The organism is Vreelandella neptunia (assembly GCF_022489065.1).
Classification (GTDB): domain Bacteria; phylum Pseudomonadota; class Gammaproteobacteria; order Pseudomonadales; family Halomonadaceae; genus Vreelandella; species Vreelandella neptunia_A.
Genome location: NZ_JAKVTW010000002.1, coordinates 160,949 through 185,162, shown reverse-complemented (window position 1 = coordinate 185,162; position 24,214 = coordinate 160,949). Strand labels below are relative to the sequence as shown.

Below are 24,214 nucleotides of genomic sequence, written 5' to 3'. Positions count from 1 at the left end.
ATAGGGCGAACACCAACTAAAGTCTAGCTGTGATGCCCAGCCCTTATCTGTACATTCGAACCGGCTAAAAAAGTGCCTACTTTTGGGTTACTGGCACACTCGCCACTACCGGCTAATCCCCTTCACTGCTCTAGGTACCTTCGATGATCACCTTTATTGTATCGATCCTGCTGCTGATTGCGGGCTACTTTACCTATGGGAAGTTCGTTGAGCGCGTGTTTGTGACCGATCGCAAACGGCGCACACCAGCGTTCACCATGCGCGACAACATCGACTATGTGCCGATGAATACTACGCGTAACTCGCTTATTCAGTTACTCAACATTGCCGGTGTGGGCCCTATCTTCGGACCTATCCTTGGCGCACTTTATGGCCCTGTGGCCTTTATATGGATTGTGGTCGGCTGCATCTTTGCCGGTGCCGTTCACGACTACTTGACCGGGATGATCTCGATTCGCAACCACGGCGCTCACCTGCCGCAGTTAGCGGGCAAGTTCCTCGGTAAAGCGATGAAGCACGTGGTGAATGGCTTTGCGATTCTGCTGCTTCTTCTGGTGGGTACGGTCTTTGTGACCTCACCCGCAGCGCTGCTGGCCAATATGACGTCACTCTCGCTAACACTCATCATTGTCGCTATCTTTATTTACTATCTGATCGCAACCCTACTGCCGATAGATAAAGTCATCGGGCGTATCTACCCCTACTTCGGTGCACTTCTGCTGTTCAGCGCGGCGGGTATTGGTATTGGCTTGATTGTAACGGGCGCCCCCATCCCCGAGCTCTCCTTCCAAAACATGCACCCTGAAGCAGCCCCCATTTTCCCGCTGCTGTTTTTAACGATCTCTTGCGGCGCGCTTTCCGGCTTTCATGCCACCCAAACGCCTATTATTTCGCGCACGACTGAAAACGAAACCAATGGGCGCAAAATCTTTTACGGCATGATGATCACCGAAGGTATTATCGCGATGATCTGGGCAGCCGCTGCCATGAGCCTGTTCTACGGCGACCAAACTCTATCCGATGTACTCGCCGCAGGCGGCCCTGCTGCCGTCGTTAGCGAAGTTTCCACTACTATGCTGGGCGCGGTAGGCGGTACGCTGGCGATACTGGGCGTTATTGTGCTGCCAATCACTTCTGGTGATACCGCTTTCCGTAGTGCGCGAATGATCATTGCTGATTACATTAAGATCGATCAAAAACCGATTGTGAAGCGGGTGATGGTCGCTCTGCCGCTGTTTGTGGTGTCCTATGCCCTAACCCATATGGACTTCACGCTACTGTGGCGCTACTTCTCTTGGGCGAACCAAACCACCGCCGTTATCGCGCTGTGGGTAGGCACCATGTACCTAGTGCTGTCGCGTAAGCCTCACCTGATCACATCAATACCGGCCACCTTTATGACCATGGCAACGTTTACCTACTTGGCCTACGCGCCAATCGGCTTTGGTTTACCACTTCACTTAAGCTATGTGGTAGCGGCCCTGGGCACGCTCATTTGCATTGCGCTATTTATGAAGCGTGTGCGCCGTTTGAGCCGCACGACCTTCACCGTTGATGAGCCCGCGGAAGCGGCACTGGGTGGTAAATCGGGTGATACGCTGGCCACAAGCTCCTAACGCCGCGTCATTCATTTAGTACCAGCAAAAGAAAACGGGCAGCCATTTTGGGTGCCCGTTTTGCTTTGCGCGCTTAGCGAACTTAAAAAGCTAACTTAAGAAGTGCACTAAAGGCTTTGCTACAGAGTGTTTACTCTTCGCCAGCCATCTGCATTTGGCGCTGCAGGTAATTCTGAATGCCCACTTGCTCAATTAGCTTAAGCTCAGTTTCGATGTGGTCGATATGACCCTCTTCATCGGCGAGCAGGTCGCGAAGCATATCTCGGGTGACGTAATCTTTAACGCTTTCGCAGTAAGTGATGGCTTCGATGTAATCATTGCGGCCATCGTGCTCGATTTTCAGATCGCTTTCGAGCATCTCTTTGACGTTTTCACCGATGTGCAGTTTGCCAAGATCCTGCAGATTGGGAATGCCTTCCAGGAACAGGATACGCTCGATGATCTTGTCAGCGTGCTGCATCTCTTCGATGGATTCATCGTATTCCCACTTAGCCAGCGCTTTCAGGCCCCAATCTTTATACATTTTGGCATGCAAAAAGTACTGATTAATCGCGACCAGTTCGTTGCCCAGCGCCTTATTTAAGTGCTCAAGAACTTTAGTATCACCTTTCATAACGTCACCTTTTCTACTGTAATGCTGATGTTTAATCTGGTTTAGATAATGCGATCAAGCAGTTACGTTTTAAGAAGAGTATAGACGTACATAGCTATACTCCCAGCTTTCCTGAGAGTATAGATAAGGTATTTAAAAGTTCAAGCAAATCATATATTTGCTAAAGATAACCCTAACAATAGTGATTCGCGTCACACGGCGTAAGCGAGTCCCATATCCGCTTCTTGGCGCGCTTCTGTCACTGCATCGCGGGTAATAGATTTGGCATAGCACGCGCATTTACCACACTGCGTTGCACAGCCGGTTGCTTCACGTACTTCTCGCCAGCTGCGCGCTCCGTCGCTAACGTGCTGGCGAATCTGATGATCGGTTACTCCCTTGCACACGCAAACGTACATGGCTGCACCTCATGGAAATCATGAGATGAATGTAAATGATTCGCATACATCTTATCAAGTGAAAATGGATACTTTTTGATATCCATTCGTCTTAATCATCATGAGCAGTACAATAAAGCTCTGATCAGCCAAGATTTTTTTTGAAAAACACCCGTTAAATTATTTACTCGGTAGCACCACGGTTTGCGTGTTGGATGCGATATCCGGCCAGCTACGCCGCTGTTGATCAAACAGCACCCATAAGTAGCCCAAACCAAAGACCAGCAGCGAGAGCCACGCCACCGCGCAGCGAATAAGGCACTGCTTCAAGTTCAGTGAATACCCGTCTACCGTTTGCACCCGTAAACGCCACGCCTGCATACCTAGCGTCATACCGCCCCGGGACCAGGAGAAGACGAAAAACAGCGTCACAAAAAACAGCAGCAAGAAGCGCAGACTCCAAATATCGCTGGCCGTCGTGCCAATCTCTTCTGGCTGCTGGCCGAGCACATAGCGGAAAAACAGCATATGAACGACTGTCACCGCAATCCAGATCGCGGTGACCAAAAAGCCGTCATAGAGCATGGCCCCTAAACGGCGGCCAAGGCCCGCTGGCCATACGCTATCCAACTGAGTAAAGCGTCGTGTTTCCCTCATTCTTTCCCAGCTCCTGGCTGTTTATTAGCTGTATTTAGGCGATAAGAAGCAGCGATGCCGTTGCGGTATCAACCATTACGACGCAGAAAGTAGATACCCACCCCCGCACACGCCAGGGTTGGCACCAGTACGGCCCAGACAGGAGAAAAGCCAAAAATCGTAGAGGCTGGCGCCAATAGATCCTGTACGTACTTAAAGGAGAGCCCGGTAATAACGCCGTAAAAAACACGGGTACCCGCGGCGACAGTCCGCAGCGGGCCAAATACGAAAGAGGCGGCAATGAGCACCAACGAGCCCATCGTGAGCGGCATCAGTATCTTCTGCCAAAAATAGAGCAGCGCCTGATCATTCTGCAGGCCTTGCTCTTCAAGAAACCGGGCGTAATACCACAGCTCACTGGGTGCCTGACTCTCTATATCGCGAAGCAATCGATCTAACTGAGTGGGCGTAAAGGAAGTGTCCCACCCCATGCTTGCCACCTGGTCAGACTCGGTGTGATCATCGAAAATACGCGTGGTAGTCACATTTTCCAAACGCCACGCCCCTTCTTCCCAAAGGGCGCGTTGGGCGTAGGTAGCTTCAACTAACTGACGCTCATCGAAGCGATAGCGGGTTAAATCAAGCACCACATCATCGGCGCGAATCGCCCCGAAACGGTAGACACTTTCACCCTCAATCTGCCATCCGCTGCGGCTTGTCAGCATGGCGCCTTCGCCCTGAATTTTTTCCAGCCGCCACGCCTCTGCATACTGCTCGGTGCGCGGGCTCACATATTCAGCCACCAGCAACACAGCCACTACCACCAACAGCACCGGCTTCATCACCCCCCATACAATGCGTGCCAAAGAGCGCCCAGAGGCGCGCATAACAGTCAGCTCGTTACTGGATGCCATGCTGCCCAGACCAATCAGCGCGCCGATCAAGACTGCCACCGGGGCATACTGATAGAAGCGCCAAGGAGTGCGCATTAATAGGTAAAGCAGCGCATCGAAGGCGGTATAACTCGCCTGCACATCACCTAAATCATCGATATAGGCAATAGTAATATCCAAGCCCAGCAGTACGAACTGGACGACGATAATGGCCGCCAGCACGTTGCGGGCGATATAACGATCAAGACGATCAAGAACCATCAGCGCATCCCCTTACGTTGCGAGCGCCACAGCATTAGCAGGCCCAACCCTAAGAACAGTCCGTGTACCGGCCACACACCCAGCGTGGTGGGCCAAGTACCACTGCCAATCGCATCGACAATCGCCAGCAGCAGGCTAAGATATGCAACATATAAAAATACGGCGGGCAGCAGTTTGCCAAAGCGGCCCTGGCGTGGATTAACCCGTGAAAGCGGCTGCGCCATCAAGGCCAGCACAAATACCATTAATGGCAGGCCCGCACGCCACTGCCACTGCGCCTGGGCACGGGGGCTAGGGTCACTCCATAGCGCCGGCGTAGTGGCATACTCCAGGGAATCGAGCTCCTGCCGGTCGCGATTCAGCCCTAAGCGCAGCGTATAGCGCTCGAACGTTAGACGCTCGGCGTTCTGTTGGCCTGGGGTCACGCCATAACGCTCACCGTCATCCAGCACCAAAAAGCGGCTCCCCGTTTCGAGCCGTGTTTCCTGATAGCCCGAGGCCGCGCGGGTTACATAGTCATGGGTGGTCTCATCACCCGGCTGATTCTGTTCGTGTACCAGCACATCTTGCATCTCTGTGCCATCGCTGGAGAAACTGCCGATATAAGCGGTACGCCCTCCGCCAAATTCCTGGAAACGTCCTGGCGCCAACACGGAAACATCCAGACGGCTGCGCTGCTCTTCCAGCGCGGTTTCGGTTTGCAGTGCCCCTAAAGGCGTCAGCCACAGGCTGCAGGCACCGACTAGCACCGCCACAACGCTGGCAGGCAGCAACGTCACTTTCAACAGCCGCGTGGGGCTCATCCCGCAGGCGACCATCACCGTGATTTCGCTGTTCATATAGAGCTGCCCATAGGCCAGCATGATGCCTAGAAAAAACGACAGCGGTAGAATCAATTCCATAAAACCAGGCAGGTGAAACATCATCAGGCTGCCCAACATAGTGACGGGGATATCACCTTCCGCTGCGTCCGAAAAATAGCGGATAAAGCGGCTACCCATGATCACCAGCAACAAAATGCCGGCGACCGCCGACATGGTGAGTAACACTTCGCGAGTTAGATATCGAAATAAAATCAACGCGCTCTCCGGCTAGTCGTGCAGGATGCCATGCAATAAGCGTATGGCTTGGGTACACTAATCAAACTATTCTCAGTCCCTTTTCAAAATCAAAAGCAACGGGGCATTATCCCGAATCCCTCGTTGCTTGTCTTGTTGGAGACGTCATGGAATTTTCCGTTCAGACTGCTAACCCGGCCAAAACCGAAACGGCCTGCCTTTTGGTACCGGTTTATAAAGGTAGCGACTTACTGCCCACCGTTGCCAAACTGGACGACGCTAGCGAGCGCCTGATTGGCCAACTGCTTGAGCGCGGTGACTTTGACGCAGCGTTGGGCAATGTGCAAATGGTACCGTTTGCGCCGGGACTGGGCGCCGAACGCATCCTGCTGATTGGCTTGGGTGAGCGCGAAAAATGCCAGGAAGCCGCCTTTATCAAAGCGCTGGAGGCGGCCATGACAGCGCTGGTAAAACTGCCCATTGACGAAGCCAGCGTCGTATTTGGCGATGTACCGCTCACCGATCGCGACGCCGCCTGGAAAGCGCGCAAGGTGATGGAAGCCGCCGAGCGGGCCATTTATCGTTTTGATCAGTTCAAATCGTCCCCCGCGCCAGCACCTAGCCTTGCCAAATTGACGTTGATTATTAGTGATGCCGATGCTGTACCGCTGGTGAAGCAGGGCGCATTGGTAGGCAACGCTATAGGCCAGGGCATCAACTACACCCGCACTCTCGGCAACTTGCCTGCCAATATTTGCACGCCCCGCTACCTCGCCGAGCAGGCAGAGCAGCTTGGCCGCGACTCACAGGGCACGCTCGAGGTTGAGATTCTCGATGAAGAGGCGCTCGAAGCGTTGGGGGCAGGCTCGCTGTTATCGGTTGGTCGCGGCAGCAAAGAACCCACCCGCCTGATCGTAATGAAGTATCAAGGCGCAGAAAACGCCGAAGAAGCGCCCCACGTGCTGATCGGCAAAGGTATTACCTTCGATACTGGTGGTATTTCGCTCAAGCCTGGCGAAGGCATGGACGAAATGAAGTTCGATATGTGCGGCGCCGCCAGCGTGTTCGGCACCGTCAAAGCCGTATTGGCGATTAAACCCAAGCTCAATCTGGTATTTATCGTTGCCGCGGCGGAAAACATGCCCGACGGTCACGCCACCAAGCCCGGCGATATTATCAAGACGCTTAAAGGGTTGACCGTGGAAGTGCTGAATACGGACGCAGAAGGTCGCCTGGTGCTGTGCGATGCGCTGACCTACGCCGAGCGCTTTACCCCGGCAAGCGTGGTCGATATCGCCACCCTCACCGGCGCCGTGATTGTTGGCCTGGGCCACCACGCCACCGGCCTGCTCTCCAACGACGATGACCTCGCCCTGGATCTGCTGGATGCAGGCGAAGGGGCCTGGGACCGCGCTTGGCACCTGCCGCTATGGGACGAGTACCAAGAGCAGTTAGAGTCCAACTTTGCCGACCTGGCCAATATTGGCGGCCGCCCGGCAGGTACCATTACCGCCGCGTGCTTTTTATCGCGTTTTGCCGACCACTTCCCCTGGGCGCATCTGGATATCGCGGGCACTGCTTGGCACTCCGGCAAGCAGAAAGGCGCCACCGGACGCCCGGTCGGCCTATTAACCCAGTATTTGCTCGACCGTGAAGCCGACACGCAAGTAGAAAATAGCGACAGTTAGACAGTTCAGTGGTTGCCTTTCAGCACGGCAACCGTTAAACCTGAAACTATCAAGGCACAGCAAGCGAGTACCCGCTGTGCCTGTATGATCACCAATATCCAACCGCCTCTTAACGGAAGCGGTATTAACGGAGAATAACCGCCGTGCCCACTGCCAGTTTTGAAATCCTGCCATCCAATCAGCCGATGGCCGACGAACTTCGTGAAAATATTCTCAAAAATCCCGGTTTCGGTCGCTACTTCACCGACCATATGGCACATATTCGCTGGTCCGGCGATGCTGACTGGCACGGCCATCAGGTACGCCCTTACGGCCCATTGACACTCGACCCCGCCGCTTCCGTGCTGCATTACGGCCAGGAAATTTTTGAGGGCATCAAAGCCTATCGTCATGCCGACGGCTCTATCTGGACGTTCCGCCCCGAGAAAAACGCTGAACGTTTCCGGCGCAGCGCCCGACGTTTAGCGCTGCCCGAGCTTTCCGACGAAGACTTTATCGGCTCACTGAAGGCGCTGCTCGCTCAGGATCACGCCTGGGTACCCACGCCCGCTAGCGCCTCTGACGAGTGCAGTCTTTACCTGCGTCCATTTATGATCGCCTCAGAAGCGTTTCTGGGCGTTCGCCCGTCGCAAGAAGTCGATTACTACGTGATCGCTTCACCAGCGGCGGCCTACTTCAAAGGCGGCGTTGCGCCGGTGTCGATTTGGCTCTCCTCGAACTACAAGCGCGCTGCTGCAGGCGGCACCGGTTTTGCCAAGTGTGGCGGTAACTACGCCGCCTCACTAGCCGCGCAAAAAGAGGCAGAAGCCCACCAGTGTGGCCAGGTAGCGTTTCTTGACGCCGCTGAGAACAAGTGGGTAGAAGAGCTGGGCGGTATGAACCTGTTCTTCGTCTTCAAAGATGGTCGCTTGGTCACACCGCGGCTGACCGACACCATTTTGGAAGGCGTGACCCGCAACTCAGTGCTCACGCTAGCCAAAGATGAAGGCCTCACGCCGGAAGAGCGCCCGATCAGTATTGATGAGTGGCGTGAAGGCGCGGCATCCGGTGAGATCACTGAGATATTTGCCTGCGGTACCGCCGCGGTCATTACTCCAGTAGGTGAACTGGTGACCGAGAACGAGCGTATCCAGCTCACAGCGAGTGGCAACAACGAGGTTGCCATGCGGCTGCGTACCAAATTGCTCGATCTGCAGTACGGCCGCAGCGAAGATAAGTACGGCTGGCTCACCAAGCTGGTGTAACGCTAGCGCTTACCTCCACACCGCCGCATTTTATGCGGCGGTGTTGTTTCTGGAAACGACTAACCTGGAACCGCCATGGCGCGCATTGATTTCTATATTTTGCCCGATACAACCTTAGAGGCGCGCTTGCAGTTTGCCTGCAAACTCGCCGAGACTATCTGGCGTAAAGGCTACCGCCTGCATCTGCACTGCGAGGATAAAGCCCTCGCCGAGCAGGCCGACGACGCGCTGTGGAATTTCCGCCCGGACGCCTACCTACCCCACGCTTTAGAAGATAGCGAAATGGCTGCTAGCGTACCCATCACGCTAGGCTGGCAGCAATTGCCGGTGCCCACAGAAGAAACCGCACTGCTTAACCTGCACCCCGATATTCCCGACGGTGTAGAAAACTACGCCCGCATTGCCGAGATCATTAACCAGCACCAACAAGTGCTGGTCGCCAAACGCGCCTGCTGGCAGCGCTATAAAGAAATGGGTCATGAGGTTGTGCCGCATAAATTGGGGTAGGCACAATGCATCCAGCGCGAAGAGGCTTGACCAGAAGCTGAAATTGACGCCTTTCTCCATCGCGAGCTGAAGCGAAGTAAGCCATGACGATAAGTGAACTTCTTGAGATGGTCGCACGCGGCGAAGACAGCCGCCACCAGTTCAAACGCGATGCCACCAACGCGGATGGCCTTGCCTCTGAGATGGCCGCCTTTGCCAACAGTGGCGGCGGGTGGTTGTTGCTGGGCGTCAATGATGACGGCTCGATTGCAGGGCTGGATGGCGCGGCGGTACGGCGGTTGAACCAGCTACTTGGCAACGCTGCCTCCCAGCATGTACGTCCTCCCGTGCATCCGCTGACCGAGAATGTGCAGACAGATCAGGGCATTGTAATAGTGATGGAGGTGCCCGATGGGCTGGCCAAACCGTATCTTGATAATCAAGGCCGCATTTGGGTCAAGCAGGGGTCGGACAAACGGCATGTGACCTCCCGCGAAGAACTGCAGCGCATGTTCCAGCGTTCTGGGCTGGTTTACGCTGATGTAGTACCAGTAGCGGGTACTTCGGTGGAGGATATCGATGACAAGGCGTTTACTGGCTACTTCAATCGCCGCTATGGTGAGAGCAGCGAGTTCTCCGGTCTGACACGGGAGCAGTTGCTGCAGAACTTGGGCCTGGGCGATGGGCAGGAGTTGAATCTGGCGGGGCTGATACTGTTTGGTCGCAATCCTCAGCGCTGGCGTCCGGCCTTTGAAGTGAAGGCAGTGGCCTTCCCCGGCACCGCGCTGCACGATACTCGCTACCTGGATAGCGAAGATATCAAGGGCACCCTACTGGAGCAGTTCCGTGGCGCTTTTGCCTTTATCAAGCGCAATTTGCACCATGTGCAGCACGGGCGTAGTTTCAACACCCTGGGCGAGTTGGAGATTCCCGAAACGGCGCTGGAAGAGTTGCTGGTTAATGCCTTGATTCACCGAGACTACTTCACCAGCGCTTCCGTCCGCTTGATGGTCTTTGCCGATCGTGTGGAGATTGTCAGCCCTGGCCACCTGCCGGATAGCCTAAGCGCTGAGGACATTCGCCGGGGCAAGACCATCCGCCGTAATCCTACGCTCACCGAACATGCCAGCCATATCTTACCCTATCGCGGTATGGGCAGTGGCATTCCACGAGCGCTTGAGGCATGGCCTAAGATTGACTTGCTTAATGACCCTTCAGGCAATCAATTCAGTGCAATCGCTTGGCGGCCAGAGGCGGAGTGGACGGACGATACCCCACCAGTCACCGGGGAAGTCACCGGGGAAGTCACCGGGGAAGTCACCGGGGAAGTCACCGGGGAAGTGACTCGACTACTCGCGGTCTTGCAAGGCGAAATGAAGCGCTCAGATATACAGGCAGCGCTTGGGCTGAAGCATGAAGACCACTTTCGGGAATCCTATCTGCGTCCGGCATTAAAGGTCGGCGCTATTGAAATGACAATTCCAGACAAGCCACGCAGCAGCCGTCAGAAGTACCGTCTGACAGCAGCCGGGCAGAAATGGGTAGCCAATCAAGGAAGACAACATTGATAGGGGCAAACCAACCTGGAAAGAGGGAAGATCAGCCACAAACCCGTGACCCCGCACTTGGCGGGGCCATCAACGGAAGTCGGCAATCTCTGTCAGTACGTCTTCGCCTTAGCCTCCCTGTTGCTGCATCTGCTCCTGCATCTGTTGCATTTGCTCCTGCTGCTGAGCCACGGCCTCATCCAGTTGATCGCGCTGCTCCTGAGTGAAAACGCCTTCGATCTGAGACTGTATGATAATGCTATCCGCGGTCATCTCGGCCGTTAGGTCACCAAGACGCTCTGCATCTGCCCGAATGGCGGCTTCGTCATAATCAGTCTGAACGTGCTCACTGAGTTGCTGTTGCAACTGCTGGGCTTCCTGCTCATTGGCACCAACGTCGTCTTGCATCTGGATCAAAAGGTTGCTGAGTTCTTCCTTCTGCCCATCATTCAGATCCACCATTTCGTCGAGTTGGTTAACTTGGTCATCGACACTGGGGGTGCCGCCACCCATTTGCTGGGCCATGGCGGGAACACTGAATGCCAGTGCTGCAACTGCTGGAAGGAAAAGCTTGGCTACGTGCATAAAAACTCCAATTGCGAACAAATTTGTACTTCCTGCCCGACGAATCCTGACGGGTCTTGTGATCCGACACTGCTGTTTTTAAAAAATTCGTCGTAACGGTAAATTGTTGATTACCATTAGCGGGCTCTGGCCGCGCCCTTTGCCCTCATGGAGACGTAAACGTGTTCACGCGCTACCCGCTTGTTACGATTGTCATCGCCCAGCTGTTTGGCACCTCACTATGGTTTAGCGTTAATGGCGTTGGCTTGGCGCTGCAGGAGGCCGTCGGCCTTAGCGAAAGCGACTTGGGTCTGCTAACCATCGCCGTTCAGGCAGGGTTTATTACCGGCACGCTGCTGATCGCAACCACTGGTCTTGCCGACCGAATTCGTGCCAGCCACCTGTTTGCGATTTCTGCCGTTCTCGGCGCACTGATCAACGCCGCCTTTATCGGCGTGGCTGAGAGCGTGACGCTCGCCGCTGTTGCTCGCTTTGCGACCGGGCTTTGCCTGGCGGGGATTTATCCGCTAGGCATGAAGCTGGTGGTGAGCTGGACACCCAGCCACGCCGGCGCCGCGCTGGGTTGGCTGGTGGGCATGCTCACCCTGGGCATTGCCTCGCCACACCTGCTGCGCGGTTTAACGCTGCATTTACCCTGGCAGTGGCCGCTGCTGCTGGCTTCACTGCTGGCGCTGGTCGCGGCGCTAATGATTTTCAAGCTAGGCGTTGGCCCCCACCTCCCGGCCACCGCCAAAAGCGGACGCCCCTGGGCAGGTCTGGCCGCGTTCAAACAGCCCCGCTTTCGTGCCGCCGCACTGGGTTATTTCGGCCACTGCTGGGAGCTTTACGCCCTTTGGGCGCTGGTGCCGTTTCTGGTCGCCCGGGAACTGGAGCGCTTAGGGGCTTCAAACAGCGTCCAGCCATGGCTAAGTTTTGCGGTGATCGCGTTGGGTTTGCCGGGCTGCGTGCTCGCGGGCAAATGGAGCCGCCAGATTGGCAGCGATCGGGTAGCCTGCGTGGCATTGGCCACCTCAGGCGCGCTCTGTTTGGTTTATCCCCTGTTGGGCAGCGCCTCGCCCTGGCTGCTGTTGGCGCTTCTCGGCTTATGGGGAGTAAGCGTGATTGCCGACTCCGCGCAGTTTTCGGCGCTGGCTTCGGCTACTGCCCCGCCCGAACGGCTAGGGGCGGCGCTGGCGATGATGAACGCGATTGGCTTTGGGTTGACTATCCCCTCCATCGCCCTGGTCACCGCGCTATGGTCGAGCCAGTCACTAGCGGTAATTTGGTGGCTGCTGCCGGGGCCTATTCTCGGGCTTATAGCCATGCGCGGGTTTTCTGCACATCAGCACCTCTCATAAACACGTTACGCCCGCAATCGAGCGCGAGTAGCCCCTGACGATCAATGCTCTATCGCGGTATACTCTCGGGTTATACATTTTCACATTTTGCACATTTCTTGCCAGCCGTGAGCCGACTCCACATGGAAAAGACCTACCAACCCGAACAGATCGAAACCCGCTGGTACGAGCGCTGGGAAGCCGACAACCGTTTCGCCCCTTCCGGCAAGGGCACGCCTTTTTCGATCATGATTCCGCCGCCCAACGTGACCGGCAGCCTGCACATGGGCCACGCGTTCCAGGACACCATTATGGATACCCTGACGCGCTGGAAGCGGATGCAGGGTAACAACACCCTGTGGCAGGTAGGTACGGATCACGCCGGTATTGCCACGCAAATGCTGGTCGAACGCAAAATCGCGGCTGAAGAGGGCAAAACCCGCCACGACCTTGGCCGCGACGCGTTTATCGATAAAGTGTGGGAGTGGAAGGAGGAGTCTGGTGGTCATATTACCCGTCAACTGCGCCGCATGGGTGCGAGTGTCGACTGGTCTCGCGAACGCTTCACCATGGATGAAGGCTTCTACAAAGCCGTACAAGAAGTGTTTGTACGCTTGCACGAAGAAAACCTGATTTACCGTGGTAAGCGTTTGGTCAATTGGGACCCTACACTACACACCGCCATTTCCGACCTGGAAGTGGAAAACAAAGAGCAGCAGGGCAGCTTCTGGCACTTCCGCTACCCGCTGGCCGACGGCGTTACAACTGATGATGGCAAAGATTATGTCGTGGTTGCCACTACTCGTCCGGAAACCTTGCTAGGCGATACCGGCGTGGCCGTGAATCCAGACGATGCGCGCTACGCCTCGCTGGTAGGCAAATTTATCGAGCTCCCGCTAGTTGGTCGCCGCATCCCGGTGGTCGCCGACGAACACGCCGATATGGAGAAGGGCTCGGGCTGTGTGAAGATCACCCCCGCCCACGACTTCAACGATTACGAAGTCGGCAAGCGCCAGAATCACCTGCTGATCAACGTTTTCTCCAAAGACGCGGCTATCCTTGATAGCGCTGAGATTTTCGATCTTAAAGGCCAGCCCCAGCCGGACGAAGACGCCAGTCTGCCCGCCAAGTATGCAGGTCTAGACCGCTTTGAAGCGCGTAAGCAGATCGTCGCCGACATGGACGCCCTGGGCCTGCTGGAGCAAGTCGAACCCGTTAACAATACTCTGCCCTATGGCGACCGTTCCGGTGACGTGATCGAGCCGCTGCTCACCGACCAGTGGTTTGTGGCCGTGGAGTCCCTCGCCAAGCCCGCCATCGAAGCGGTGGAAAATGGCGATATCCAGTTCGTACCCAAAAACTATGAAAATATGTACTTCGCCTGGATGCGCGATCTGCAGGATTGGTGTATTTCCCGCCAGCTGTGGTGGGGCCACCGCATTCCCGCCTGGTATGACGCAGAAGGGAATGTCTACGTTGCTCGCAGCGAAGAGGAAGCTCGCGAGAAGCACGCACTTGAACCCGATGTCATACTGACTCAGGACGAAGACGTCCTCGACACCTGGTTTAGCTCAGGCCTGTGGACCTTTGGCACCCTCGGCTGGCCGGAACAGACGCCGGAGCTGGAGACCTTCCACCCCAGCAGCGTGCTGGTGACCGGTTTTGACATCATCTTCTTCTGGGTTGCCCGGATGATCATGATGACCCTGAAGTTCACCAAGCAAGTACCGTTCAAAACGGTTTACGTGCACGGTTTGGTGCGCGACGGTCAGGGTCAGAAGATGTCCAAATCCAAGGGCAATGTGCTTGACCCCATCGACCTGATCGACGGCATCACCCTGGATGAGCTGCTCGAAAAGCGCACCGGCAATATGATGCAGCCGAAACAGGCCAAGGCGATCGCCAAAGCGACCAAGGATGAGTTTAAAGACGGGATAGAGGCCCACGGTACGGATGCCCTGCGCTTTACGTTCCTCTCCCAAGCGACCACCGGGCGTGATATCAAGTTTGATATGAACCGTCTGGATGGCTACCGCAACTTCTGCAACAAGCTGTGGAATGCCTCGCGCTATGTGCTGATGAACGCCGAAGGCGAAGATTGCGGTACCGGCGGAGACGAAATTGAGCTCTCCCTGGCCGACCGTTGGATTATCTCCCAGCTACAAAAGACCGAAGCCCAGGTCACCAAGGCGATGGACGAGTACCGCTTCGACCATGCCTCTCAAGCGCTGTATGAATTCGTTTGGAACGAGTATTGCGACTGGTATCTGGAGCTTTCTAAGCCTGTTTTATGGGACGAGAACGCCACGGCAGAAGCAAAACGTGGCACCCGCCGCACGCTGGTGCGCGTGCTAGAAGCGACGCTACGCCTTGCCCATCCTATGATGCCCTACATCACCGAAGAAATTTGGCAGCGCGTTTCGCCATTGGCTGGTGTCTACATGGGTGACGGCGCTTCAATCATGCTGCAAGCCTGGCCAGAGGCCGACGAGAGCAAAATCGACGAGCAGGCCAGCCTGGATATCGAGTGGCTCAAAGGTGTGATTGTTGCTGTGCGCAATATCCGCGCCGAGATGAACATCGCCCCCGGCAAACTGCTCGATGTGCTACTGACCAAAGGCAAGCCTGAAGACGCCGAGCGTCTGGAGAACAACCGCCGCTTCCTGTCTAAACTTGCCAAGCTGGAAAGCGTAACCTGGCTTGAAAACCCAGACGCCGCCCCGCTCTCCGCCACTCAACTGGTTGGCGATATGGAAGTGCTGGTGCCAATGGCAGACCTGATCGACAAAGACGCCGAAATCGCCCGCCTCAACAAAGAAATCGACAAGCAGGATAAGCTCATCGGTGGCATCGAGAAGAAACTCAGCAACGACGGCTTTATCGCCAAAGCCCCGGTCGCCGTGGTCGAAAAAGAGCGTGCCAAACTCGCCGATTTCCAAGCGACCAAGCAGTTGCTGGAAGAGCAAAAGGCGAAGATTGAGGCTTTGTAGGATCAGTTAGTTAAGATAGCTGACACAAACGGCACTAATAAAAAAGTGCCGTTTTTTTTAAAATTTATCTTATTGCATCGTTGACACTGCCTATTGCTTTTGAAAACCCCAGTTTTTCCGACCATGTTTGCACTTTGGATGATTGCATACATTCATCAAAAACAATTTCCGCAACATAGTCATCAGCCAACGGCATACTTCCAGAATCAACTTGAATTGCTGTTGCCGTTGCTTGCATTAATTGTTCGGTGGTGACTTCATGTTTCAAAGCATATTCTGCAATGTTAGTAAGCTGAAAAGCTTCCTGCTCACTCAGCCCTACGCCATTATGATTCCCCCTCATATATAGCAAAATTCGTGACGTCGCGACATCCAGTAACAGTAAAGTAATGGTTCGCAGTGTAGCCAGCTATACCGACAATAACTATCAAGATAATGATATTTTTCATGCTGCCTCTCGCAAAATTAAATTAATCTTTTACCGAGAAGATTAGCAAAAAAAGGCTCCTCTATCATTTCCTAACCTTTTACCGACAATAACTGATTCTATGAATCCAGGACTCTCTCATAACCACATTTTCTTACGAAACGTGTAAGGTTGGTACAAGAACAGCCACTAAGTGGCATCGCTGATTCAGCAACGACACGGACTGCGCTATGCCGACACCTATTGAGGCGCGTTTAGAGGCGCTGGCGACTGAGCTTAAGCGGGCCGGAATTGTGTATCGTACGCTTACGCCGATGGCGGATACCGGGCTGGCCCATGACCACGTATGGGTTCATCGCAGCGAGGGCGATGACTGGGTGGCACGGCTACCTAAGCAGAGCCAGATGAACCTGCCGCCGGAAGCCAATCTTGCTTATCAGGCAGCCTGCTATCAACGCTCCAGCCCAGGCGGGCACACGCCCAAACTGTTTGAAACGCTGCCGCCAAACGAATCACTGCCACGCGGTGGATTAGTGGTTGAGGCTATCCGTGGTCGCCTAGCCAAACTGCCGGAAGACCTCCCCGCCATCGCGGATGCCCTGGCCAGCCTGCACCGTCAACCGCTGCCCGGGGTCGCAGGGCGAGCGCCACTGCTTGCTCCTGATGACCCGTGGCAGGCAATGGTGGATGAAGTACGCCAGCAGGCCAACTGGTTAGCCGACGCTCAATTGGCGAGTAAGGTCACACTGCGTATTAAGCAGGAGCTGGATCTTCTCCCTCCCCGCTTGAGCGATGACACACCGACCCTGATTAGTTTTGATACGCATCCCGGCAATTTTTTGATCCGTGACGATGGTCGCGCGGTGCTGGTGGATCTTGAGAAGTGCCGTTATGGCCTGCCGGGCATCGACCTTGCCCACACATCGCTTTACACCTCGACCACCTGGGATCTCAACAGCCAAGCCGTGCTATCGCTGAGCGAGGTGATTAACTTCTATCGCCGCTGGCAGTTGGCCATGGGTGAAACGCCCAATACCGACACGTTGGTCGCCTGCCGCCGCGCGACTTGGCTCTGGTCGCTGACCTGGTGCGCTAAATGGCGCGCCCAGCACTTAAATGCCAAGGATGCCCAGCAGCGTGGTGAAGACTGGTCGGCGGAGCTCACTGACCCAGCAGTCATCGACCACGTGCGTGACCGCGTGGAGCACTACCTCTCGCTACCAATCATTGATCACGTTCACAGTGAGCTGCAGTGTTTACAAGCCTCCCTATAGCGTCTTATTACCAAATACCGAGGTGCGCGATGTCAACTAACCGTAACCCCTTGCGTGGCGCTCTTACCACGTCAATCACCGCTACGCTGCTTGCCTTTTCCCTCCCTGCCATGGCGACTCCTGACCCTAGTGATTGGCAAAGCGTCGTGGCAGAAGCCGAAGGCCAAACCGTTTACTGGAACGCCTGGGGTGGCGATACGCGTACCAATCGCTATATCGACTGGGTAGCGGGGCAGATGCAGGCGCAGTACGGCGTCGATGTGGAGCACGTCAAGCTTGATGATACCGGCAGTGCGGTGGCGAGGGTGCTGGGGGAGAAACAGGCGGGCAATGATAATGATGGCAGCATTGATGTGATTTGGATCAACGGCGAAAACTTTGCGGCGATGCGCGAAAGCGACCTGTTGTTTGGCCCCTTCGCCGAATCACTGCCCAACTTTGCCCTCACCAACGCGACGGAAAATCCCGAGGTAGTCACCGACTTCACGCTGCCCACCGAGGGCTATGAGTCGCCGTGGGGCAAGGCGCAGATCACCTTCTATTACGACAGCGCCCAAACCGAAATACCACCTCAGGACATGCCAGCGCTACTTAACTGGGCTGAAGCCAATCCCGGCCAGTTCAGCTATCCACGCATCCCCGACTTCACGGGTAGCACGTTCTTGAAGCAGGCGCTGATTGAGCTGACCGAGCAGGACGAGGCGCTTTATCAGCCGGTTTCGAAGGGCGATTTTGAGGCCGTAACAGCGCCGCTGTGGGCGTATCTGGATGCGCTGCATCCGCACCTGTGGCGCAGCGGTCGCACCTTTCCTGATTCAGGCCCTAACCTGAGCACGCTGATGAGCGATGGCGAGCTGAGCCTGGGGTTTTCGTTCTACCCCACTGATGCGGCCGTGGCCGTAATGGAGTATGAACTGCCGGAAAGCGTGCGCAGTTACGTGCTGAAAGGCGGTACGTTGGGTAACGTCCACTTTGTGGCGATCCCCTACAACTCGCCCCATAAAGCGGGCGCCATGGTGCTCGCCGACTTTCTGCTTTCACCGCAAGCCCAAGCCCAAAAGCAGTCGCTGGCAATGTGGGGTGACCGCAGCGTGCTGGATATCGAGCAGTTGAATAGTGATGATCAGGCACTGTTTCAGCAGGGGGATCGCCATCCGTCAGAGCTACCGGCAGACGCCCTCTCGAACACCTTACCCGAGCCCCACCCTAGCTGGATGACCGCTCTGCAAGAGGCGTGGCTTGAGCGATACGGCGTTAACTAGGCCATGCTAAGACTGGCGCCCGCGATGATCATTGCCCTGCTCGTACTGCCGGTAGGCGCAGGGCTGATGATGGTTATTCTGCCTGCATTCGGCTATTTGCCCGCGCTGGGCGGCCACGGTATCAGCCTAACACCTTGGCATATGCTGTTTGCTCAACCAGGCCTTGGCCGTTCAGTCGCCGTGAGCTTTGCCAGCGGGTTGGTGAGCACCGCCATTGCGCTAATGATGGTGGTGCTGTTTTTGGCGGCTAGTCGGGGCACTTGGTTAGACCGAGGCATTCGTCGGTTGGTCTCACCATTGCTCGCCGTTCCTCATGCCGCTGTTGCCTTTGGATTTGCGTTTTTGATTGCGCCTTCAGGCCTGGTGGCGCGGTTGGTATCGCCCTCTCTGACGGGGTGGGAGCGCCCGCCGGATGCGCTGATCGTCAACGATCCCTGGGGAGTGTCGCTGATGGCGGGTCTGGTGCTGAAAGAGGTGCCTTTTCTGCTGCTGATGAGCCTGGCGGCACTGCCGCAGTTGGCCCCTGAGAAGTGTTTGATGCTGGCGCGGTCGCTGGGCTATGCGCCCACTGTTGCTTGGTTAAAAACGGTACTGCCATCACTCTATCCGCTGATTCGCCTACCGGTGTACGCGGTGATCGCCTACGCTACCTCGGTGGTGGACATGGCGATGATTCTTGGCCCCACGCTGCCGCCCACACTTAGCGTGTCGATTCTGAGCTGGTTCAACGACCCGGATATTAGCCGCCGCTTTATGGCCTCGGCGGCAGCGGTGCTGCAACTTGGCGTTACGCTGGCAGCACTGCTGAGTTGGTGGCTGCTGGAACAGTTAACCCGCCTGCTGGCGCGAAACTGGCTGACCAACGGCAGCCGCCAGCAGGGTGAAATTATGCTAAGACGGGTAGGCCGCTCGGCATTACTGATGTCCAGCACTACAGCACTGGCAGCCCTCGTCGGCCTGGGGCTGTTCTCGGTAGCGGGTTTTTGGCGCTTTCCAGAACTGTTGCCGCAGATGCTAACGCTGGATCATTGGCAGCGTAGCGGCCCTATGCTGGTGACACCACTGCTCAACACGGCGCTGATTGGGCTTATTTCTACGACACTGGCTACCGCACTGGTACTCGCTACGCTTGAGAACGAGCACCGCCAGCACCTTCAGCCAAAACGCGCTCTATGGCTGCTCTATTTACCCCTACTGGTGCCACAAATTGCCTTTCTGTTTGGTCTGATTGTCGCGGCTGAAAGCTTAAGCATTCGTCCTCAGCTAAGCTTAGTGATCGCAGGTCATCTGCTGTTTGTGCTGCCTTACGTCTACCTCTCTTTGGCCGAGGCGTATCGACGCCTAGACCCACGATGGCTGCAAGTGGCACGTTCACTGGGTGTTTCTCGTCATGCCGCCTTTTGGCGTGTCCGCTTGCCGTTACTGCTCGCGCCGCTGTTAACTGCTTTTGCCGTTGGGTTGGCCATCAGTATTGGCCAGTATTTGCCCACTCAACTACTCGGTGCCGGGCGTGTAACCACCGTCACGACTGAGGCAGTAGCGCTTGCCGCAGGCAGCAACCGACGCTTAATCGGCGTCTGGGCGCTAATGCAAGCAGTGCTACCGCTGATTGGCTTTATGCTCGCCCTGGCAATACCCCGCCTGCTGAGCGCCCAACGCCGTGAATTCGCCACATAAAAGGGGATGATATGAATGCTTGCTGTACCGAGCGGCTGTGGCTGGATCAGATACAGATAGCCCTGACAGGACGCGAATTATTAGCGGTGGACGCCACCATTGCCCCTGGCGAAGTACTGACGGTGATGGGCCCATCCGGCTCGGGAAAATCGACGCTATTGGCATATATTGCGGGCTTTCTTGACCCAGCTTTTACGGCCAGCGGCGGCGTATGGCTGGGTGAGCGCGACCTGCTTAACCTACCTGCAGAGGAGCGTGGCATTGGCCTTCTATTTCAAGACCCACTGCTGTTTCCCCATCTAAGCGTGGAGGGCAATGTGTGCTTTGGACTACCTCGTCGTATTAAAAATAAGCGCCAGCAGGTCACCAATGCCCTAGAACAGGTAGGACTGGCGGGGTTTGAAGAGCGTGACCCGGCAACGCTATCCGGTGGTCAAAAAGCGCGTGTAGCGTTAATGCGCCTACTGCTTTCCAAGCCCCAAGCGGTACTGATGGACGAACCGTTTTCCAAATTGGATACCGCGCTTCGTCAGGAAATGCGCTCACTCGTGTTTAGCCAACTGCGCGATGCTGGCCTGCCTGCGCTGCTGGTCACCCACGACCATGCGGATGCCAACGCAGCGGGAGGGCAGGTTATTGCGCTCGGCTGAAAAAACTCCGCGTATTAGTATTGTGATACCGGTTCTTAATGAGGCGCCAACGTTGGCACACCATTTATTGCAATTGCAGCCGCTGCGCGCCCAAGGGGTAGAAGTCATCGTGGTGGATGGCGAAAGCTGTGACGACAGCGTTCGCGTTGCCAAACCACTCGCTGATCGAGTCCTCAGCAGCCCAGCCGGAAGGGCACTGCAAATGAACCTGGGCGCGCAGCAAGCCTGCGCGCCTATGCTACTGTTTCTGCACGCGGATACCCGCTTGCCCACTGGCGCTGTTAAAGAGATAACCCAAGCACTCAACAGCTACGCTTGGGGGCGCTTTGATATTAAGCTTTCAGGCCGCAGTGGATGGCTGCCCGTGGTTAGCTGGATGATGAATCAGCGTTCACGCCTCACCCATATCGCTACGGGTGACCAGGGTATGTTTATGCGCGCAAGCGCCTTCAAGGAGGTCGGCGGCTTTCCTGAGCAGCCGCTAATGGAAGATATTGAGTTATCGAAACGTCTCAAAAAGCGCTCGCCTCCCGCCTGCTTGCGAACACAAGTGATAAGCTCAGGAAGGCGCTGGGATGAGTTCGGTGCTTGGAAAACGATCCGCCTGATGTGGCGGCTGCGCTACCGCTACTGGCGCGGCGTTAGCGCAACCCAACTCGTTAAGGAGTATCACGATGCCCGCTGAAACGCTGGTTAAGAGCAGGATGCTGCCCCACCTCCATCTACTGGCCAAGGCGCCGCTTGCCGGGCAGGCCAAAACGCGTCTGGCACCACTATTGGGAATAGAGGGCGCCGCGAACGCTCATGCCGAGCTGCTGCGCCACTGCGTCGCCACTGCTTGCACAGCGCTACCTGCCGAACACGTCACGCTTTGGACCGCGCTTGATCACGAACATCCTCTGTTTATCGAGCTGCGTGATCAGTTTGGTTTGGTATTAAACGCCCAACCGGATGGCGACTTAGGGGCTCGAGTTCGCTACGCCCTCAACAGTACGCCGGGCCCTGCCATGCTGATGGGTAGTGACTGCCCAAGCATTACCAGCACGCTGATCACCACCTGCGCAGAAAAATTAGCCAGCTACCACGTAGTCATTTTGCCCGCTGAAGACGGCGGCTACGGTTTTATTGGCACCCAGCAAGACTACCCTACCCTCTTCGAAGACATTCCCTGGGGCACCAAAAGCGTGCTAACTACCACGCGGCAGCGTATTGAGGCTTTAGGGCTCAACGCGGATTACCCAGCGACCATCTGGGATGTGGATCGACCCGAGGATTGGCAGCGCTGGAAAGCCCTAGAAACCCCCTGATTCCACCTTTCAGTGTAAGGAAACTGACTCTCTTAACACTCAGTGAGCATCATTCACTTGTTTACCCCCTGGCGCTGGAGCTTACCGTGACCCGACAACGTGTATTTATTGCAGCGCTACTGGTCATTGCTATTGGCGTGTTTTTCCTCAGCGGTGCCCACCAGTGGTTCACGCTTGAGACCCTCAAGGCTTACCAAAACGATTTTCAAGCGGCGTTTAACCAAAATCCGTGGCAGGTGGCGGGCATTTTTTTCGCCGTCTATGTGGTGATGACCGCTCTTTCCCTGCCAGGTGCAACGCTGTTAACACTCCTAGGTGGCGCGCTGTTTGGCCTCGGCTGGGGGCTGTTGATTATCTCTTTCGCCAGCACGCTGGGCGCGACATTAGCGTTTTTACTCTCACGATTTCTGTTTCGCCATCCGATTGAGAAGCGCTTTCCGCGCCAGTTTGAAGCGGTTAATCACGGCGTAGAGCGCGAAGGCGCTTTTTATCTATTCATGCTGCGTTTAGTACCCGTATTCCCATTTTTTATCATCAACTTAGTGATGGGGCTGACGAGGATTAAAACCGTGACGTTCTACTGGGTGAGCCAACTAGCGATGCTGCCCGGCACGGCCGTTTTCGTGAATGCAGGTGGACAGTTGGGTGAACTTGAGAGCGTCGGGGGTATCGTTTCACCCGTGCTGTTAGCCTCGTTTGCATTGCTGGCGGTTTTCCCCTGGATTGCACGACGCATCGTCTTGCTCGTACAGCGCCGTAAGGTCTACAAAGGTTTTACCCGCCCCCAATACTTTGATTATGACATTGTAGTGATCGGAGGCGGCTCAGCGGGCTTGGTCACCAGCTATATCGCTAGCGCCGTTAACGCCAAGGTAGCGCTGGTGGAAAAGCACAAAATGGGCGGCGACTGCCTGAACACGGGCTGCGTACCCTCCAAGGCTCTGATCCGCGCTGCTCGCGCTGCCCATGAGATTCGCACCGCTCACCGCTTTGGTGTTTCTGCCAGCAAACCGCAGGTCGATTTTTCCAAGGTGATGGGGCACGTCCATCAGGCGATTAAGGATATCGAACCCCACGACAGCGTAGAGCGCTATAACCGCCTGGGCGTTGAGGTGTACCAAGATCACGCCAAACTTACCTCACCCTGGGAAGTTCAGGTGGGGAATAAAACCCTCACCGCTCGCCATATCGTACTGGCCACCGGCGCACGCCCTCGAGTGCCTCCCCTCCTGGGGATTGAGTGTGCACCCGTTTTAACCTCTGAAAACCTTTGGTCGCTAACGGCGCTGCCTAAACGCTTAGTGGTGCTCGGCGGCGGTGCGATTGGCTGTGAGCTAAGCCAAAGCTTTGCCCGTCTGGGCAGCCACGTGACGTTAGTAGAAGGTGTTTCCCAGTTGCTGAGCCGGGAAGATCAAGAGGTCGGCGAGCTGGTCGAGAACACCTTGGCTAGCGAAGGTGTGATGGTAATGACCGATGCCAAGGCGCTAGAAGTGCTCAACGACGAAGCAGGCTACCAACTGGTCGTGGAGCATCACGGTGAACGCACGCTCCAGCCCTTTGACTACCTGCTAGTTAGCGCCGGTCGCCAAGCCAATGTGGAAGGCCTAGGGCTTGATGCGCTGGGTATTACAACCACCCAAGCGGGCACGTTAGAACTTAACGAGCGGCTGCAAACCCGCCTACCCAATATCTGGGCCTGCGGTGATTTGGCCGGTCCTTATCAACTGACCCACGCAGCAGCCCATCAGGCATGGCACGCAGCAGTCAATGCCCTGTTTGGCGAGCTAAAGAGTTTTGCCGTGGATTATCGGTTTATGCCTGCGGTTACCTACGTTCAGCCGGAAGTTGCGCGTGTCGGCTTGAATGAAAAAGAGGCCAACGCCAAAGGGATCGCATTTGAAGTCACCCGCTACGCCATGAGTGAGAGCGATCGCGCCATTGCCGAAGGCACAACCGCAGGCTTTATCAAAGTGCTAACCGTGCCCGGCAAAGACAAAATCCTTGGCGCAACGGTTGTGGCAGAAAACGCCGGTGAATGGCTGGGTGAATTTACTATCGCTATGAAACACGGTCTGGGGCTCAATAAGCTACTGGGTACCATTCACCCCTACCCCACGCTGGGCGAAGCAGCCAAAGCCACAGCTGGGGTATGGAAAAACGCCCATAAGCCTGATCGAGTGCTGTCACTACTGAAACGTTACTTCAACTGGCGACGAGGTAAATAAACCTTAAAACAATCATACTCATTAAAATCACTGAAGCGCTGCGACAGTCGTTGAATAGTCGCGCTTGTTTTGTTTGTATGAT

General features: G+C 55.8%; 21 protein-coding genes. 14 read left to right on the top strand and 7 right to left on the bottom strand.

Going from position 1 to position 24,214, the window contains the following annotated elements; genetic code table 11:
• Positions 1-143 precede the first annotated feature (143 nt).
• Positions 144-1,616 carry a carbon starvation CstA family protein gene (locus MLE19_RS05035; RefSeq protein ID WP_240716978.1) on the top strand — a complete coding sequence of 491 codons (1,473 nt, stop codon included), beginning with the start codon at positions 144-146 and terminating at the stop codon, positions 1,614-1,616.
• A gap of 130 nt (positions 1,617-1,746) precedes the next feature.
• Here the strand turns inward: MLE19_RS05035 and bfr are convergent, their stop codons facing one another.
• From bfr to lptF, 5 genes are all read right to left on the bottom strand, one after another.
• Positions 1,747-2,229 (bottom strand): bacterioferritin, encoded by a 483-nt coding sequence (gene bfr / locus MLE19_RS05030; RefSeq protein WP_008959829.1) that lies wholly within the window; start codon positions 2,227-2,229, stop codon positions 1,747-1,749.
• A 191-nt stretch (positions 2,230-2,420) separates the two neighbouring features.
• Positions 2,421-2,627 carry a bacterioferritin-associated ferredoxin gene (locus tag MLE19_RS05025; RefSeq protein ID WP_240716977.1) on the bottom strand — a complete coding sequence of 69 codons (207 nt, stop codon included), beginning with the start codon at positions 2,625-2,627 and terminating at the stop codon, positions 2,421-2,423.
• Between the two features lie 159 nt (positions 2,628-2,786).
• A complete protein-coding gene (locus tag MLE19_RS05020) occupies positions 2,787-3,263 on the bottom strand; it encodes an RDD family protein (RefSeq protein WP_240716976.1) in 477 nt (158 codons plus the stop codon).
• Positions 3,264-3,331: 68 nt separating this feature from the next.
• On the bottom strand, positions 3,332-4,396 hold the full coding sequence (lptG, locus tag MLE19_RS05015) for an LPS export ABC transporter permease LptG (RefSeq protein ID WP_240716975.1): 1,065 nt from the start codon (positions 4,394-4,396) through the stop codon (positions 3,332-3,334).
• The gene (gene lptF / locus MLE19_RS05010) at positions 4,396-5,475 is read right to left on the bottom strand and encodes an LPS export ABC transporter permease LptF (RefSeq protein ID WP_240716974.1); all 1,080 of its coding nucleotides are present in this window, start codon (positions 5,473-5,475) and stop codon (positions 4,396-4,398) included. Before lptF ends, lptG begins: the two co-directional genes overlap by 1 nt.
• A gap of 146 nt (positions 5,476-5,621) precedes the next feature.
• On the opposite strand from lptF, the gene MLE19_RS05005 reads away from it, so the two are divergent.
• From MLE19_RS05005 to MLE19_RS04990, 4 genes are all read left to right on the top strand, one after another.
• A complete protein-coding gene (locus tag MLE19_RS05005) occupies positions 5,622-7,142 on the top strand; it encodes a leucyl aminopeptidase (protein ID WP_240716973.1) in 1,521 nt (506 codons plus the stop codon).
• Positions 7,143-7,285: 143 nt separating this feature from the next.
• A complete protein-coding gene (locus MLE19_RS05000) occupies positions 7,286-8,386 on the top strand; it encodes a branched-chain amino acid aminotransferase (RefSeq protein ID WP_240716972.1) in 1,101 nt (366 codons plus the stop codon).
• Between the two features lie 75 nt (positions 8,387-8,461).
• Positions 8,462-8,893: a DNA polymerase III subunit chi gene (locus tag MLE19_RS04995; protein WP_240716971.1), complete on the top strand. Its 432-nt coding sequence runs from the start codon at positions 8,462-8,464 to the stop codon at positions 8,891-8,893.
• Positions 8,894-8,976: 83 nt separating this feature from the next.
• Positions 8,977-10,440 (top strand): Fic family protein, encoded by a 1,464-nt coding sequence (locus tag MLE19_RS04990; RefSeq protein WP_240716970.1) that lies wholly within the window; start codon positions 8,977-8,979, stop codon positions 10,438-10,440.
• A 108-nt stretch (positions 10,441-10,548) separates the two neighbouring features.
• Here MLE19_RS04990 and MLE19_RS04985 read toward each other — a convergent pair whose 3' ends face one another.
• Complete coding sequence (locus tag MLE19_RS04985) at positions 10,549-11,004, bottom strand: Spy/CpxP family protein refolding chaperone (protein WP_240716969.1); 456 nt, start codon at positions 11,002-11,004, stop codon at positions 10,549-10,551.
• A 161-nt stretch (positions 11,005-11,165) separates the two neighbouring features.
• Between MLE19_RS04985 and MLE19_RS04980 the strand changes: the two genes are divergently transcribed.
• Together MLE19_RS04980 and MLE19_RS04975 are read left to right on the top strand one after the other, a co-directional pair.
• Complete coding sequence (locus MLE19_RS04980) at positions 11,166-12,341, top strand: MFS transporter (RefSeq protein WP_240716968.1); 1,176 nt, start codon at positions 11,166-11,168, stop codon at positions 12,339-12,341.
• Positions 12,342-12,463: 122 nt separating this feature from the next.
• A complete protein-coding gene (locus tag MLE19_RS04975; protein WP_240716967.1) occupies positions 12,464-15,310 on the top strand; it encodes a valine--tRNA ligase in 2,847 nt (948 codons plus the stop codon).
• A 64-nt stretch (positions 15,311-15,374) separates the two neighbouring features.
• On the opposite strand, the gene MLE19_RS04970 is transcribed toward MLE19_RS04975, so the two are convergent.
• Positions 15,375-15,653: a hypothetical protein gene (locus tag MLE19_RS04970; protein WP_240716966.1), complete on the bottom strand. Its 279-nt coding sequence runs from the start codon at positions 15,651-15,653 to the stop codon at positions 15,375-15,377.
• Between the two features lie 314 nt (positions 15,654-15,967).
• Here MLE19_RS04970 and MLE19_RS04965 point away from each other — a divergent pair, with 314 nt between their 5' ends.
• From MLE19_RS04965 to MLE19_RS04935, 7 genes are all read left to right on the top strand, one after another.
• On the top strand, positions 15,968-17,011 hold the full coding sequence (locus MLE19_RS04965; RefSeq protein ID WP_240716965.1) for an aminoglycoside phosphotransferase family protein: 1,044 nt from the start codon (positions 15,968-15,970) through the stop codon (positions 17,009-17,011).
• Between the two features lie 29 nt (positions 17,012-17,040).
• On the top strand, positions 17,041-18,273 hold the full coding sequence (locus tag MLE19_RS04960; RefSeq protein WP_240716964.1) for an ABC transporter substrate-binding protein: 1,233 nt from the start codon (positions 17,041-17,043) through the stop codon (positions 18,271-18,273).
• Positions 18,274-18,276: 3 nt separating this feature from the next.
• Entirely contained in the window at positions 18,277-19,950 is a 1,674-nt protein-coding gene (locus tag MLE19_RS04955; RefSeq protein ID WP_240716963.1) for an ABC transporter permease, read from the top strand.
• Positions 19,951-19,961: 11 nt separating this feature from the next.
• A complete protein-coding gene (locus MLE19_RS04950; protein ID WP_240716962.1) occupies positions 19,962-20,600 on the top strand; it encodes an ATP-binding cassette domain-containing protein in 639 nt (212 codons plus the stop codon).
• Positions 20,560-21,285 (top strand): TIGR04283 family arsenosugar biosynthesis glycosyltransferase, encoded by a 726-nt coding sequence (locus tag MLE19_RS04945; protein WP_240716961.1) that lies wholly within the window; start codon positions 20,560-20,562, stop codon positions 21,283-21,285. The genes MLE19_RS04950 and MLE19_RS04945 overlap by 41 nt, the downstream gene beginning before the upstream one ends.
• A complete protein-coding gene (locus MLE19_RS04940; RefSeq protein ID WP_240716960.1) occupies positions 21,275-21,907 on the top strand; it encodes a TIGR04282 family arsenosugar biosynthesis glycosyltransferase in 633 nt (210 codons plus the stop codon). The genes MLE19_RS04945 and MLE19_RS04940 overlap by 11 nt, the downstream gene beginning before the upstream one ends.
• Before the next feature lie 86 nt (positions 21,908-21,993).
• A complete protein-coding gene (locus tag MLE19_RS04935) occupies positions 21,994-24,132 on the top strand; it encodes an FAD-dependent oxidoreductase (RefSeq protein WP_240716959.1) in 2,139 nt (712 codons plus the stop codon).
• Positions 24,133-24,214 lie beyond the last annotated feature (82 nt).

What these genes read in the sequence shown, in the direction of transcription:
- MLE19_RS05035 (WP_240716978.1), top strand. Translation starts at nt 144, where the DNA reads ATGATCACCTTTATTGTATCGATCCTGCTGCTGATTGCGGGCTACTTT.
- bfr (WP_008959829.1), bottom strand. Translation starts at nt 2,229, where the DNA reads ATGAAAGGTGATACTAAAGTTCTTGAGCACTTAAATAAGGCGCTGGGC.
- MLE19_RS05025 (WP_240716977.1), bottom strand. Translation starts at nt 2,627, where the DNA reads ATGTACGTTTGCGTGTGCAAGGGAGTAACCGATCATCAGATTCGCCAG.
- MLE19_RS05020 (WP_240716976.1), bottom strand. Translation starts at nt 3,263, where the DNA reads ATGAGGGAAACACGACGCTTTACTCAGTTGGATAGCGTATGGCCAGCG.
- lptG (WP_240716975.1), bottom strand. Translation starts at nt 4,396, where the DNA reads ATGGTTCTTGATCGTCTTGATCGTTATATCGCCCGCAACGTGCTGGCG.
- MLE19_RS05005 (WP_240716973.1), top strand. Translation starts at nt 5,622, where the DNA reads ATGGAATTTTCCGTTCAGACTGCTAACCCGGCCAAAACCGAAACGGCC.
- MLE19_RS04995 (WP_240716971.1), top strand. Translation starts at nt 8,462, where the DNA reads ATGGCGCGCATTGATTTCTATATTTTGCCCGATACAACCTTAGAGGCG.
- MLE19_RS04990 (WP_240716970.1), top strand. Translation starts at nt 8,977, where the DNA reads ATGACGATAAGTGAACTTCTTGAGATGGTCGCACGCGGCGAAGACAGC.
- MLE19_RS04985 (WP_240716969.1), bottom strand. Translation starts at nt 11,004, where the DNA reads ATGCACGTAGCCAAGCTTTTCCTTCCAGCAGTTGCAGCACTGGCATTC.
- MLE19_RS04975 (WP_240716967.1), top strand. Translation starts at nt 12,464, where the DNA reads ATGGAAAAGACCTACCAACCCGAACAGATCGAAACCCGCTGGTACGAG.
- MLE19_RS04970 (WP_240716966.1), bottom strand. Translation starts at nt 15,653, where the DNA reads ATGAGGGGGAATCATAATGGCGTAGGGCTGAGTGAGCAGGAAGCTTTT.
- MLE19_RS04965 (WP_240716965.1), top strand. Translation starts at nt 15,968, where the DNA reads ATGCCGACACCTATTGAGGCGCGTTTAGAGGCGCTGGCGACTGAGCTT.
- MLE19_RS04960 (WP_240716964.1), top strand. Translation starts at nt 17,041, where the DNA reads ATGTCAACTAACCGTAACCCCTTGCGTGGCGCTCTTACCACGTCAATC.
- MLE19_RS04955 (WP_240716963.1), top strand. Translation starts at nt 18,277, where the DNA reads ATGCTAAGACTGGCGCCCGCGATGATCATTGCCCTGCTCGTACTGCCG.
- MLE19_RS04950 (WP_240716962.1), top strand. Translation starts at nt 19,962, where the DNA reads ATGAATGCTTGCTGTACCGAGCGGCTGTGGCTGGATCAGATACAGATA.
- MLE19_RS04945 (WP_240716961.1), top strand. Translation starts at nt 20,560, where the DNA reads ATGCCAACGCAGCGGGAGGGCAGGTTATTGCGCTCGGCTGAAAAAACT.
- MLE19_RS04940 (WP_240716960.1), top strand. Translation starts at nt 21,275, where the DNA reads ATGCCCGCTGAAACGCTGGTTAAGAGCAGGATGCTGCCCCACCTCCAT.